14 protein-coding genes are annotated in these 13,102 nt (G+C 69.5%); 5 read left to right on the top strand and 9 right to left on the bottom strand.

The features are described 5' to 3' along the window. Window positions 1–30: 30 nt before the first annotated feature. From rimI to AB7U46_RS13580, 6 genes are all read right to left on the bottom strand, one after another. Window positions 31–456 carry a ribosomal protein S18-alanine N-acetyltransferase gene (rimI, locus tag AB7U46_RS13605; protein ID WP_428337522.1) on the bottom strand — a complete coding sequence of 142 codons (426 nt, stop codon included), beginning with the start codon at window positions 454–456 and terminating at the stop codon, window positions 31–33. Beyond that, complete coding sequence (tsaB, locus tag AB7U46_RS13600) at window positions 456–1,061, bottom strand: tRNA (adenosine(37)-N6)-threonylcarbamoyltransferase complex dimerization subunit type 1 TsaB (RefSeq protein ID WP_428337521.1); 606 nt, start codon at window positions 1,059–1,061, stop codon at window positions 456–458. Before tsaB ends, rimI begins: the two co-directional genes overlap by 1 nt. Continuing rightward, on the bottom strand, window positions 1,051–1,617 hold the full coding sequence (locus tag AB7U46_RS13595) for a NifU family protein (RefSeq protein ID WP_428337520.1): 567 nt from the start codon (window positions 1,615–1,617) through the stop codon (window positions 1,051–1,053). The genes tsaB and AB7U46_RS13595 overlap by 11 nt, the downstream gene beginning before the upstream one ends. A gap of 97 nt (window positions 1,618–1,714) precedes the next feature. Then, a complete protein-coding gene (locus AB7U46_RS13590; RefSeq protein WP_428337519.1) occupies window positions 1,715–2,170 on the bottom strand; it encodes a universal stress protein in 456 nt (151 codons plus the stop codon). Window positions 2,171–2,232: 62 nt separating this feature from the next. Then, window positions 2,233–3,099, bottom strand: a complete 867-nt coding sequence (locus AB7U46_RS13585; protein WP_428337518.1) for a branched-chain amino acid aminotransferase — start codon at window positions 3,097–3,099, stop codon at window positions 2,233–2,235. A 105-nt stretch (window positions 3,100–3,204) separates the two neighbouring features. Beyond that, entirely contained in the window at window positions 3,205–4,338 is a 1,134-nt protein-coding gene (locus AB7U46_RS13580; protein ID WP_428337517.1) for a polysaccharide biosynthesis/export family protein, read from the bottom strand. Window positions 4,339–4,371: 33 nt separating this feature from the next. On the opposite strand from AB7U46_RS13580, the gene AB7U46_RS13575 reads away from it, so the two are divergent. The 3 genes from AB7U46_RS13575 (at window position 4,372) to AB7U46_RS13565 (ending at window position 8,114) form a co-directional block, all read left to right on the top strand. After that, complete coding sequence (locus AB7U46_RS13575) at window positions 4,372–5,463, top strand: NAD-dependent epimerase/dehydratase family protein (protein WP_428337516.1); 1,092 nt, start codon at window positions 4,372–4,374, stop codon at window positions 5,461–5,463. After that, complete coding sequence (locus AB7U46_RS13570) at window positions 5,460–6,065, top strand: sugar transferase (protein WP_428337515.1); 606 nt, start codon at window positions 5,460–5,462, stop codon at window positions 6,063–6,065. Before AB7U46_RS13575 ends, AB7U46_RS13570 begins: the two co-directional genes overlap by 4 nt. A 120-nt stretch (window positions 6,066–6,185) precedes the next feature. Then, the gene (locus AB7U46_RS13565; protein WP_428337514.1) at window positions 6,186–8,114 is read left to right on the top strand and encodes a polysaccharide biosynthesis protein; all 1,929 of its coding nucleotides are present in this window, start codon (window positions 6,186–6,188) and stop codon (window positions 8,112–8,114) included. 1 nt (window position 8,115) lies between these two features. Here the strand turns inward: AB7U46_RS13565 and truA are convergent, their stop codons facing one another. Next, window positions 8,116–8,883 carry a tRNA pseudouridine(38-40) synthase TruA gene (truA, locus tag AB7U46_RS13560; RefSeq protein ID WP_428337513.1) on the bottom strand — a complete coding sequence of 256 codons (768 nt, stop codon included), beginning with the start codon at window positions 8,881–8,883 and terminating at the stop codon, window positions 8,116–8,118. 234 nt (window positions 8,884–9,117) lie between these two features. Between truA and AB7U46_RS13555 the strand changes: the two genes are divergently transcribed. Together AB7U46_RS13555 and AB7U46_RS13550 are read left to right on the top strand one after the other, a co-directional pair. Next, window positions 9,118–10,521 carry a YcjX family protein gene (locus tag AB7U46_RS13555; protein ID WP_428337512.1) on the top strand — a complete coding sequence of 468 codons (1,404 nt, stop codon included), beginning with the start codon at window positions 9,118–9,120 and terminating at the stop codon, window positions 10,519–10,521. Continuing rightward, complete coding sequence (locus tag AB7U46_RS13550) at window positions 10,518–11,534, top strand: YcjF family protein (protein WP_428337511.1); 1,017 nt, start codon at window positions 10,518–10,520, stop codon at window positions 11,532–11,534. The genes AB7U46_RS13555 and AB7U46_RS13550 overlap by 4 nt, the downstream gene beginning before the upstream one ends. 29 nt (window positions 11,535–11,563) lie before the next feature. On the opposite strand, the gene AB7U46_RS13545 is transcribed toward AB7U46_RS13550, so the two are convergent. Then, window positions 11,564–11,971 carry a group III truncated hemoglobin gene (locus tag AB7U46_RS13545; protein ID WP_428337510.1) on the bottom strand — a complete coding sequence of 136 codons (408 nt, stop codon included), beginning with the start codon at window positions 11,969–11,971 and terminating at the stop codon, window positions 11,564–11,566. A 48-nt stretch (window positions 11,972–12,019) separates the two neighbouring features. After that, a complete protein-coding gene (gene ruvB, locus AB7U46_RS13540) occupies window positions 12,020–13,054 on the bottom strand; it encodes a Holliday junction branch migration DNA helicase RuvB (protein WP_428337509.1) in 1,035 nt (344 codons plus the stop codon). Window positions 13,055–13,102: the final 48 nt, after the last annotated feature.

Raw genomic sequence — 13,102 nt, 5'->3', positions numbered from 1 at the left:
CCGGGGCTTGGTGGCTTTTTGAGCGGATGGTCAAATCGCGGGCGGCGCCAGCGAAAGCGTCAGGATCAGCGCGTCGACGGCATCGCCCGCGGGGCCGTGGTAATAGCCGCGCCGACGCCCCGCGCTTGCCCAGCCGCCCGCGCCGTAAAGCGCGCGCGCCGCGGCATTGTCCTCGGCCACCTCGAGAAAGGCGGAAGTCGCGCCGCGGGCCTCGGAGGCTTCGGCGAAGCGCGTGAGCAGCCTTGCGCCGATGCCTTGCCGGCGCTGGGCGGGATCGACGGCGAGGGTGAGGAGTTCGGCCTCGTCGGCGATCACCCGGCCAAGCAGGAACCCGCCGGGCTCGGTCAGCAGGAAGCAGAAGCGCGAGGCGAGCAGATCGGCGAATTCCGCCGCCGACCAGGGGCGCGGCGTGGTGAAGCAGGCGGCGTGCAGGCGGGCGAGCGCGTCGGGCGACATCAGTCGAGAATCACCGGCGGCGGGTCGGAGGGCGGCGCAGCATCGGCGCCGCGCAGGTAAAGCGGTGCGGGGCGCGGGACGGTCTCGCCCGTCGCCAGCCGTCGCGCCGCGATCTGCGCGATCGCTTCGATCAGTTCCGCGCCGGTGATCCCCTCGCGGGTCGGGCCGGAGGCGTCGAGATCGGCGCGCGGCAGCAGGTGCGGCGCACCGGCGCCCTCGGCGGTGAAATCCTGCGCATAGACCTCGTCGCGGCGCGCATCCATCACCACCGTGACCGGACGGGGCGCGCCCTCGGCCAGCGCGTCGAGCGTGCTCACCCCGATCGCCGGGATTTTCAGCGCAAGCGCCAGCCCGCGCGCGGCGGAGACCGCGATCCGCACCCCGGTGAAATTGCCCGGGCCGACGCCGACCGCGATCGCGTCGAGATCGCGCCAGTGCAGCCCCTGCGCTGCCAGCATTTCCTCGAGCAGCGGCATCAGCCGTTCGGCCTGACCCTTGCCCATTTCCTCCACCGCGACCGCCGTGATCGCACCCGCGCGCAGCAAAGCGGCCGCGCAATGCGCGGCCGATGTGTCGAAGGCGAGGATCACCGTATCACTGCGCAACGGGGCGGACCTCGGTCACTTCCGGGATGTAATGGCGCAGCAGGTTCTCGATCCCCATCTTCAGCGTCAGCGTCGAGGAGGGGCAACCGGCGCAGGCGCCCTGCATGTGCAGATAAACGACGCCGCGCTCGAACCCGTGGAAGGTGATGTCGCCGCCGTCGCGCGCCACCGCCGGGCGCACGCGGGTGTCGAGCAGCTCCTTGATCTGCGCGACGATCGCGCCGTCTTCCTCATCGGCCAGCACGCCCTCGGCATGGCCGCCGCTGGCTGCGCCCATCATCACCGGATGGCCCGACTGGTAATGTTCCATGATCGCGCCGAGCACCGCGGGTTTCACGTGATCCCAGTCGGCGGAGGCGTCCTTCGTCACCGAAACGAAATCGCTGCCCAGAAACACGCCGGTGACACCCGGCACGCGGAAGATCCGGCCGGCGAGCGGCGAGACCTGCGCGCTCTCGACATCGGCGAAAGTGGCGGTGCCGGCACCGAGCACCTCTTGCCCGGGCAGGAATTTCAGCGTGGCGGGGTTCGGGGTGGTCTCGGTCTGGATGAACATCGGCGCCTCCTTGGCTTGGGGGACATATGCGTCCGCCGACCAAATTCGTCAAGTATTGCGGGCCCGGCCGGGGCGGGTCAGATCGGCGCAGGCGCGATCAGGTGATCGATTCGAGCCGTTCCTTCGACATGTCCCCGGGCACCACGGTGAGCGGCACCGGCAGCGAACCGGAATTGCGGCTCATCTGGGTGACGAGCGGCCCGGGGCCCGATTTGTCGGTGCCCGCGCCGAGCACGAGCACGCCGATCTCGGTATCCGCGCGCACCAGATCGAGGATCTCGGTCACCGGTTCGCCCTCGCGCACGACGAGCTCGGGGTTCACCCCCTGCCGGTCGCGCATCCATTTCGCGAAGACCTCGAAATGCGCCTCGATCCGCTCGCGCGCCTCGGCGCGCATGATCTCGGCGACGCCGATCCAGTGCTGGTATTCCTCGGGCGGGATGATCGAGAGGATGGTGACGCCGCCGCCGGTATGCGCCGCGCGCATCGCCGCGTAACGCATCGCGTTCAGACATTCGCGTGTGTCGTCGAGCACGACGAGAAACTTGCGCATCGGACCCTCCGGGCTTCCCGCCGCGATGATCGCCCGCGGCGGGGGGTTTGGCAACTCCCGCGTCAGAGCGGGCGGGACAGCGCCCAGTCCATGTAAAGCTCGCGCGCCTTTTTCGTGAACGGCCCGTGGGCGTATTTCACGTCCTCGAAGCCCGCGGCGGGGGTGACCTTGGCGAAGTTGCCGGTAAGGAAGACCTCGTCCGCGGTGCGGAAATCGTCGAGCGTCAGCACCGCCTCATGCACGGTGTAGCCGGCGTCGCGCAGAAGCCCCATGTGCCGCTTGCGGGTGAGGCCGGCAAGGAAGGTGCCGTTCGCGACCGGGGTGAAATATTCGCCGTCCTTCACCATCCAGACGTTCGCCGTGGCGGTCTCGGCGACATTGCCGAGCGCGTCCTGCACCAGCGCATTGCCGAAACCCTTGCGCTGCGCCTCGACCAGCATGCGCGCGTTGTTCGGATAAAGGCAGCCGGCCTTCGCATTGCAGACGTTGTCGGCGAGCACCGGGCGGCGGAAGGAGGTCGTCGCGAGCGTCGTCGTCGCGTCGGCGGGCGGCATCGGCATTTCCTCGAGGCAGAGCGCGAAGCCCGTCACCCCCGGCGCCGGCGCGACGCCCAGATCGGAGCCGTGGATCGCCCAATACATCGGCCGGATATAGACCGCCGCGCCCTTGGCGTATTTCTTCAGCCCTTCGCGCGCGATCTCGACCATTTCGTCGGCGGCGATCGTGGGGGTGATCATCAGCGCCTCGGCCGAGCGGTTGACGCGCGCGCAATGGGCGTCGAGGTCGGGAACCAGCCCGTCGAAAAGCCGGGCGCCGTCAAAGACGGAGCTGCCCTGCCACAGGCCATGGTCGGCGGCGCGCATGACGGGGATATCCCCCTCGTGCCATTCGCCTTCGAAATAGGTGCGGATGTTCTTGCCGAAAGACATGACGGACTCCTTTGCGAGGCGGGCAGATAACACCTGCCGCCCGCAAAGGTCCAGTCTGCCGATTGTATCGGTGTCAAGCCCGCCGCCACGCGGCGGGCTGCCCGCTCACTTCAGGTTGTTCTCGACCTTGACCGCATTGTTCGTCGCGGCGGCGACCGAGCTGAACAGACCCACGATCGTCCGGACATTGTTCACCGGGCTTTCGGTGGCGAGCACGAGGTCGTCGGGTTCGACCTGGAAATTCTGCGCCGAGAACAGCCCGTCGGTGGTGGTCAGGTCGATGGTGAAGACCACGCGTTGATTGGTCGGGCCGCCGAGCCCGTCGGCATGCACCGCCGCGGGGGCGTATTGGCGCAGGATCAGCACGCCCTTCGGATCGGCGCGCATCGCGTTGAGGCCGCCGACCAGCGTCACCGCCTCGAGCGCGTTGACCTGATCCTTCGGGAAGGGGACGACCTGTTCGCGGCCGGAGGCGCCGAGCGCGAGGAAGGTGCGCGGATCCTTCTCGACGATCAGCTTGTCGCCGGGGCGTACCCCGGCGTCGAGCGAGGGATCGTCAAGCACGCGGCGCATCGAGATCTGATAGACCTGGCCACCGCGCTGCAGCCGCAGCTGCGGGTTCTCGATCGAGGGCAGCGCGCCGCCCGCATCGGAAATCAGCCCGAGCACCGTGGTCGAGCGGTCGACGAGCGGCACCGCCCCGGGGCGCGCCACGCCGCCGACGATCGAGACCGAGTTGCTCTGCCCGGGCTGCGCCTCGAGCTGGATCTGCGCATCGGGGATGAATTGCGAGACCTGCTCCTCGATCTTCGCGCGCGCCACGTCGGGGGCGAGACCGGAAACCTTCACCGGGCCGACATAGGGCATGAACACCGTGCCCTTGGCCGAGATCGTCATCTGCTGCAGCTGCGCCGAGGGCGCGCCATTGACCGAGAGCAGCTTGTTCGTGCCGTTCTCCCAGACCGCGATCGCGACCTTGTCGCCGGGGGCGAGCACCTGCCCGACGGTGCCACGCCCGCCCTTGAGCCACTGCCGCTTGACCGAGGCGCTGCGCCCGGCCGGCCAGCCGCCGATCGTCTTCAGGAGCGCGCTGTCGATCTGGTAATGCGCGAAGCTGGGGGTTTCGGCATCCGCGTTCTTCAGGATCTCGCGCTGCATCGCCGCGCCGCGCGGCAGGGTGCAGGCGGAGACCAGCGCGACAAGGACCAGGCTCGCCGGAAGACGGCGCAGTGACTTCATTCGAACTTCCCCCGTTCCGTGCGGCGGCTCTGGATGATAACCCTCGATGGCGCCATCGAGTCACCCGCCGCCTTCACCCCTCCGTCTATGAGGACAAATTTGCCATTTCTCAAGCCGAAGAATCCGCGTTTGCTCGTGATCGGCGGATCCGGGCGCCTTGGCGGGCTGTTGCGTGCTGCCTGGGCCACAGGGGCCGGTGCCGCACCGGTGACCGCCTGGCAGGGGCGGCGCGCGGAGGATTTCGCGGCCTTCGGCGGGCCTTCGCTGCTGTTCGACCCGCTCGGCGATCCCGCGGCCTTCGCTGCGGCGGCGCGGGCGGCGGATGTGATCCTCGCGCTCGCGGGGGTGGTGCGCGGCGATGCCGCGGCGCTGGCGCTCAATACCGATCTCGCGCGTGCCGCCTGTGACGCGGCCGATGCGGCGGGCGGGCGCCCGGTGATCCTGGCCTCTTCCGCTGCGGTCTATGGCGCGGGCGCGGGCCGGCCCTGCGCCGAGACCGACGCCCCCGCGCCGCTCGCCCCCTATGGCGCGGCGAAAGCGGCGATGGAGGCGGCGCTCGCCGAACGCCCGGGCGTCACCGTGCTGCGCATCGGCAATGTGCTCGGCGCCGATGCGCTGTTCGGCGCGCCGCCGCCGGGGCTTCGCTGGCTCGACATCCTTCCCTCGGGCCATGGACCCGAGCGCAGCTTCATCGGCCCGCAGGCCTTCGCCCGGGCGCTTTCGCGGCTCGTGCGGCTTCTCGCCGCGGGGGCGGCGCTGCCGCGGGTGATCAACCTCGCGCTGCCGGGCGTCGTGGCGATGGATGCACTGCTCGAGGCGGCGAACGAGCACTGGCTCTCGCGCCGCGCGCCCGAGGGGGTGATCGCGCGCGTCGAGCTCGACGTCGCGCGGGCGGTCGGTCTTGGCCTCGTGCCCGAGGCGCCGGCGAGCGCCGCGGCGCTGATCGCCGATCTGCGCGAGGTGCCCGGGCATACCGAGGAGGACGAGGCGCTGCGCCGCTGGCGCGAGAAGACGAATTTCCCGATCGGGTTCGATGACGACCTCAACCCGTTTCCGATCGAACCGGAGGCGCCGGAGGAGGGCGCTTCCGCCGTGCGGGGCAAACCGGACGAGGCAGACAAGTGAACTTTTCGAAACGACTTTTCGACATTCTCTTCGCCCTGTTGATCCTGCCGCTCGTGGCGCTGATCGCGGGCGTCGTGCTGATCGCGCTCGCGCTCACCCAGGGGCGGCCCTTCTTCTACGCCGCCGAGCGGATGAAGACGCCGGGCGAGGGGTTCCGACTGTGGAAATTCCGCACGATGACGGTGGTCGACCGCGACGCCGGCGTGTCGGGCGGGGACAAGGCCGCGCGGATCACCCCGGTCGGCCGGATCCTGCGCCGCACCCGCCTCGACGAGCTGCCGCAGCTCTGGAACATCCTGCGCGGCGACATCAGCTTCGTCGGCCCGCGCCCGCCGCTGCGCGAATATGTCGAGCGCTTCCCCGAGGTGTACCGCGAGGTTCTGAAGTCGCGCCCCGGGGTCACCGGGCTTGCCTCGATCCACTACCACCGGCACGAGGAATGGCTGCTCGCGCGCTGCGCCACGCCGGCGGAAACCGACCGCGTCTATTGCACGCGCTGCATCACGGCGAAGGCGCGTCTCGACCTGATCTATGCACGCCATGCTTCGGTTTGTTTCGATCTGCGGCTGATCGGGCGCACGATCGCCCGGGTGCTGCGCTGAAATCCGCCGGTCCTTGCCGAAACTTTGGGCAATTGCAGGCAATTCCGCGGTGCAGCATGTTGATCGAAACCGGACGTCGCGGTAGAGTGATACGCAACTCAGGGGCGCACGCAGGCAAGTATGCTCACCAAGACGATCGTTTCGCTGAGCCGCCGACAGAAGGCACTGTTCTTCCTGCTGGTGGATCTCGGGCTCGTGCCGATAGCCTATATCGCCGCGCTGACCCTGCAGGGGCAGCGTGAGGGCTGGTCGCTCACCGGTGCGAACGGGCTCGTGGTGCAGGTCGCTTTGCTGATGACGGTGACCGCCGTGCTGACGAGCTGGTTCGGCCTGACCCGGCTGCGGCTGCGCGATTATCAGGGCGACGCGGTGGCGCGCAGCGCCGTTCTCGCCGCGCTGCTCGGCGGGGCCTCCGCGCTGGCCGCCTGGCTCCTGCACGCCCCGGTGCTGCCCGGCTTTCACGTCGTCTTCGCGCTGGTCTATTTCGCCTGCTATTTCGCGCTGCGCCAGATCGCGACCAAGGCGCTGATCGAGGTCTACCGCAATTCGCGCTCCTTCACCCGGGTGGCGATCTATGGCGCCGGCCGCACCGGCATGACCCTCGCCCGCGAACTCAAGCGCTCCGACGATCTCGTCGTCTATGCCTTCCTCGACGACAACGCGACGCTCTCGGGCATGAACATGAACGGCGTGCCGATCTATTCCGGCGTGCGCGCGGCCGAGGTCAAGGACACCTACAAGATCAACCGGGTGATCCTCGCGATGCCCTCGGTCTCGACCGACAAGCAGACCTTCATCGCCAAGCGGCTCGAGAAACTCGGGATGGAAGTGCAGACGCTGCCCGCCTTCGCGCAGCTGCATGGCGACCGCGAGCTGCTGGGCAAGCTCACGCTCTCGGGCCCGGCGGCGCTGCTCAGCCGCAAGCCCTTCGACGATGTGCTCGCCAATGGTTGCACCGCCTATCGCGACGCCACGGTGATGATCTCGGGCGCCGGCGGTTCGATCGGGCTAGAGCTCTGCCGCCAGGTGATGGCCTGCCATCCGGCGAAACTGGTGCTCTTCGAGCTCTCCGAGCTCGCGCTCTACAATGCCGAGGCCGAGATGCGCGTGCGTGCCGAGGCGGCGGGAACCGAGATCGTCCCGGTGCTCGGCTCGGTCGCCGATGCGGTGCAGGTCACGCAGGTGCTCGAGACGCATCGCGTCGACATCGTGCTCCATGCCGCAGCCTACAAGCACGTGCCGCTGGTCGAGGCCAATCCGCGCGTCGGTCTTGCGAACAACACGATCGGCACCGCGGTGCTGGCGCGGGCGGCGCGTGACGCAGGGGTGAAACGCTTCGTGCTCGTCTCCTCCGACAAGGCGGTGCGGCCGGGCAACCTGATGGGCGCCTCGAAACGCTTTGCCGAACTCGTGGTGCAGGATCTGGCCGACCGCTCGCCCGCGACGATCTTCTCGATCGTGCGCTTCGGCAATGTGCTCGGCTCCTCCGGTTCGGTGATCCCGCTGTTTCAGGAGCAGATCGCCCGCGGCGGCCCGGTGACGCTCACCGACAAGCGGGTGACGCGCTATTTCATGACGATCGAGGAGGCCTCGCGCCTCGTGCTGCTTGCCGGCTCCTTCGCCGAGGGCGGCGAGGTCTACGTTCTCGACATGGGCAAGCCGATCCGTATCGGCGAACTCGCGCGGCGGCTGATCGAGGCCTCGGGCTACAGCGTGCGCGACGCGGCCAATCCGCAGGGCGACATCGAGATCGTCACCGTCGGCCTGCGCCCGGGCGAGAAGCTCCACGAGGAGCTGATGGTGCGCAAGGGCGCGCAGGCGACGGCGCATCCGAAGATCATCCGGGTGCGGGAGGATCACCTCTCCGAGCTGGAAACCGCCGGGGCGCTGCGCGATCTGCGCGACGCGATCGAGCGCGGCGGCGATGACGAGGTGATCGGCGTGGTGGCGCGTGCGGTGCGCGAATACAATCCGCAAAGCCTGCCCGAAAGCGCGCCGCAATGCCGTATCGTGCAGGCGCGCCGCGCGGCCGAACTGCCGGCGGAATGATCTAGCCGAACGGATTTTCCGGATAGCCCACGCCGCAAAGGTAAAGCCCCTGCGGCGGGCAGACCGGCCCGCAGGCGGCGCGATCGCGCGCCTCGAGCGCTTCTTTCACCTGATCGGGCGCCCAGGATCCGGCGCCGACCCGCTCCAGCGTGCCGACGATCGAGCGCACCTGATTGTGCAGGAAGCTGCGCGCGCGCAGATGGAACCGGTATTCGCGCCCGCCGGGGATCGCGACTTCCTCGATCCGGATCTCGTCGAGCGTCTTCTGCGGCGATTTCGCCTGGCAGAGCGTCGAGCGGAAGGTCGTGAAATCGTGGTTGCCGAGCAGATGCGCGGCGCCCGCGCGCATCGCCGCGGCGTCGAGCGGGTTCAGCACCTGCCAGACAAGGCCGCGGTCATGCGTCACCGGCGCGCGCCGCGCGACGAGGCGGAAAAGATAGCGCCGCTCGACCGCCGAGAACCGCGCGTGGAAATCCTCCGGCACCCGCGCGCAGGCGAGGATCGCCACCGGCTGCGGCTTGAGATGGAAATTCAGCGCTTCGGAAAGCCGGAACGGATCCCAGTCCTTCGCCAGATCGGCATGTGCCACCTGCGCCGTCGCATGCACGCCGGCATCGGTGCGCCCCGCCGCCGCGATCGTATGCGCCCCGGGTTCGAGCCGGGCGAGCGCCGCCTCGATCGCCCCCTGAACCGAGGGCTGATCGGCCTGCCGTTGCCAACCGGCAAAGGGGCCACCGTCATATTCGATCTGGAACGCATATCTGGGCATGTCCTGCCGATAGCGCGCCAGGGGGCGCGGCGCAATGGCGGGATGGGGGAGGGGGCTCCGCCCCCGCGCTTGCGCGCCCCCCGAGGTATTTTCGGCAAGATGAAAGGGATGGGATTCATCTTGCCCCGAAATACCTCGGGGTGAACGGGCCGCAGGCCCGGAGGGGCAGCGCCCCTTTCCCCCTAACAATCCCGCGGCGGGCTCCCTATCTTGAGCGCGAAGAAGGGGGCAGATTTGGGTATTTCCGACATCGCCGAAGACATCACGCGTCGGGTCGAGGGGCTGGGCGCCTCGGTTTCCGAGGCGCTGTTCGAGCCGGTGATCCGGCTTGGCGTCACCGGGCTTTCGCGCGCCGGCAAGACCGTCTTCATCACCTCGCTCGTCGCCAATCTGCTCGACCGCGGCCGGATGCCGGCGCTGAGCGGCGGCGCCAATATCCGCGCGGCCTTCCTGCAGCCGCAGCCCGACGACACCGTGCCGCGGTTTGACTACGAAAGCCATCTCGCCGCGCTCACCGGACCGACACCGCACTGGCCCGAGGGCACGCGCGCCGTCTCCGAGCTGCGGCTGAGCTTTCGCGTCGCCCCCACCGGACTGCTCGGCGGGTTGCGCGGGATGCGCACCGTCCATCTCGACATCGTCGATTACCCGGGCGAATGGCTGCTCGACCTCTCGCTCCTCGACAAGAGCTTCGCTGACTGGTCCGCGGGCGTTCTCGCCCGCATCGACGGCCGCCCGGGCGCCGCGGCCTTCCAGGCGGCACTCGCCGGAACCGACCTTTCCGCCCGTTTCGACGAACCCGCCGCGAAGCGCCTCGCCGAGGCCTTCACCGCCCATCTGCACGCCTCCCGCGCCGCCGGGTTTTCTGACTGCTCGCCGGGCCGCTTCCTGCTGCCGGGCGAGATGGAGGGCTCCCCCGCGCTCACCTTCGCACCGCTGCCGCCCGGCGAATACCCCCGCGGTTCGCTCGCGCGCGAGATGGAGCGCCGCTTCGACGCCTATAAATCGAAAGTGGTGAAACCCTTCTTCCGCGAACATTTCGCCCGCATCGACCGACAGGTCGTGCTCGTCGACGTGCTCGGCGCGATCCACGCCGGCCCCGCCGCGCTGGAGGATCTGCGCCGCTCGATGGCGGAGATCCTGATCGCCTTCCGCCCCGGCACGAGCGGGTTTCTCGCCTCGCTCCTCGGCGCGAAGCGGGTCGAAAGGATCCTCTTCGCCGCGACCAAGGCCGACCATTTGCATCACCTGCAACATGCGCGGCTTTCGGCGATCACTTCGGCTCTCCTGCGCGAGGCCAAGGATCGCGCCGATTTCGCCGGCGCGCAGACACAGGCGCTGGCGCTGGCAAGCCTGCGCACCACGACCGAGGATCTGCTCGCCCATGAGGGCGAAAGCCTGCCTGCCGTGCGCGGCCGCCTGGCGGACGGTCGTTCCGTCGCGCTTTATCCGGGCGATCTGCCCGAGGATCCGGCGCAGCTGCTCGCCCCCGCGCGAGAGGGCGCGCAGCACTGGCTCGAGGCCGATTTCGGGCTGATGCAGTTCGAGCCGGCCCCGGTGAAGCTGCGCCCGGGCGAGGGGCCGCCGCATATCCGCCTCGACCGCGCCGCGGACTTTCTGATCGGGGACAAGCTATGAGAAAACCGCTGATCGTCGATCTCGACGAAGCCCCCGCCTCGCCCGCCGAGGCGCCGCCCGTCACCGATCTGCCCGACTATGACGCGCCGCCGCAGGGCCGCGCGATGCAGATCGCGGCGCGGCTCGCGGCGCGGCCCAGCTCTCGGCTCAGTCGCTTCTTCTGGCAGGCCGCGGGGGCTCTCGTGAGCTTCCTCGCCTCCGTCGCGGCCTGGCGCTTCGTCGAGGGGCTTTTCGCCTCCAACCCGCTGCTTGGCTGGCTCGCGACGGTGCTTTTCGCGGCCTTCCTGCTTGCCGCGGTGCTGATCGCGCTGCGCGAACTCGCGGCCTTCGCGCGGCTCGGCCGCCTCGACAAGGTGCATCGCGAGGTGAGCGAGGCGGCGCAGGCCGATGATCTGGCGCGCGCGCGCAAGGTGGTCGACCACCTCGCCGGGCTTTACGCGCGCCGCCCGGAAATGGACTGGCCGCGCCGCAACCTCACCGACCGCGCGCCCGAACAGCTCGACACCGAAACTCTGCTCACGCTCGCGGAAACCGAGCTGATGACGCCGCTCGACGCCGCCGCCCGGCTCGAGATCGAGGCCGCCGCGCGCACCGTCGCCACGGTGACGGCGCTCGTGCCGCTCGCGCTCGCCGATGTTTTCACCGCGCTCACCGCGAACCTGCGGATGATCCGGCGCGTGGCCGAGATCTACGGCGGGCGGGCGGGCACGCTCGGCGCGCTGCGGCTTGCGCGCACGGTGATGACCCATCTCGTCGCGACCGGCGCGGTGGCCGCGGGCGACGACCTGATCGAAACCGTCACCGGCGGGCATCTCTTCGCCAAGCTCTCGCGCCGTTTCGGCGAGGGGGTGGTGAACGGCGCGCTCACCGCCCGCGTCGGCGTCGCCGCGATCGAGGTCTGCCGGCCGATGCCCTTCCGCGCGTTGCAGAAACCGCGGGTGACGAACCTCACCGGTCGCGCCCTGACGGGGCTTTTCGGCAAGGGCAAACCCGCCGGGGAAGAAAGCCTCTAGCCCTTCTTCCTGGTCCAAATACGCGTCTGTCAGCGCAGCCTGGGGATGCCGCCGGGCAGCATGTCGCGCTCGACGACACCCGCGCGCAGACTGGTGCCGATCTTGTGCGCCAGTGCCGACCAGGCCTGTGCCGTCGCCTCCGGCAACTCGTCGCGCAGGGTCTGGTCGAAGACCGCAAGCCAGGTCGAGAACATCCCGGGCTTCACGTTCTCCGCCTGACGATGGGCACGCATCGGCGAGCCGTCATAGCCCTCCTGATGCAGGATCGAGCCCTTCCAGAACCGCGCCACCTTCGCCTCATGCGCGGGCCAGTCCGTCACATGGGCGGCAAAGATCGCGCCGAGCATCGGATGCGCCCGCACGCGGGCGTAAAACGTGGTCACGACGCGGTCGATCTCGGTCTCGGAAATCGGGAAACGGGGGGGCAGGGTGCTCATGCGCGCCAGATAGGCCGGGCGCATCGGCGCGGCAAGCGGCGGATTGCCTCAGCCCTCGCCAAAGAGATCGCTTTGCGGCGGCGTGGCCTGCGGCGCCTCGAGGCCCAGATGGCGCCAGGCGCGATGGCCAAGCATGCGCCCGCGCGGCGTGCGCTGCACGAGCCCCTGCTGCAAAAGATAGGGCTCGATCACCTCTTCGATCGCGTCGCGCGCCTCGGAAAGCGCGGCGGAGAGCGTCTCCACCCCCACCGGCCCGCCGCCGTAATGCTCGGCGATCAGCCGCAGATAGCGCCGGTCGGCGCCGTCGAGGCCGAGGTGGTCGACGCCAAGCCGCGTCAGTGCATTGTCGGCGATCGCCTGGGTCAGGCGGCCGTCGCCCTCGACCAGCGCGAAATCGACGACGCGGCGCAAAAGCCGCCCGGCGATCCGCGGGGTGCCGCGCGCGCGTTTCGCGATCTCGCGCGTGCCGGCGGGGTCGGCGGGAATGCCAAGCAGCCGCGCGCCGCGCGCGACGATCAGGTCAAGCTCCGCCTCGGTGTAGAATTGCAGCCGCGTCGGGATGCCGAAGCGGTCGCGCAGCGGCGTCGTGAGCAGGCCGAGCCGCGTCGTCGCGCCGACGAGGGTGAAGGGCTGCAGCTCGATGCGCACGGTGCGCGCGGCGGGGCCTTCGCCGATCACCAGGTCGAGCTCGAAATCCTCCATCGCGGGGTAGAGCACCTCCTCGACCGCCGGGTTCATTCGGTGAATCTCGTCGATGAAGAGCACGTCGTTGCGTTCGAGATTGGTCAGGATCGCGGCGAGATCGCCGGCCTTCGCCAGCACCGGGCCCGAGGTCATCTTGAAATTGACGCCGAGCTCGCGCGCCATGATCTGCGCGAGCGTCGTCTTGCCCAGCCCGGGCGGGCCGTGGAACAGCGTGTGATCCATCGCCTGTCCGCGCATCTTTGCGCTTTCGATGAAGACGCGCAGGTTCGCGCGCGCCTCAGCCTGGCCCACGAAATCCTCGAGCGCCTGCGGTCGCAATGCGCGGTCGGCGTCATCGGGCAGGCGGTCGGGGCGCAGCGTGGGGTCGGGGTCGGTCATCGGTCAGGGCCTTGTGGGGGCGTCGGGGGGGGGCGCCCCCCCCCCCCC

It is taken from the genome of Paenirhodobacter sp., assembly GCF_050177655.1.
GTDB lineage: Bacteria > Pseudomonadota > Alphaproteobacteria > Rhodobacterales > Rhodobacteraceae > Rhodobacter.
Note: the sequence above shows the minus strand (reverse complement) of the source record. Positions and strands in the feature narration are given on the sequence as shown.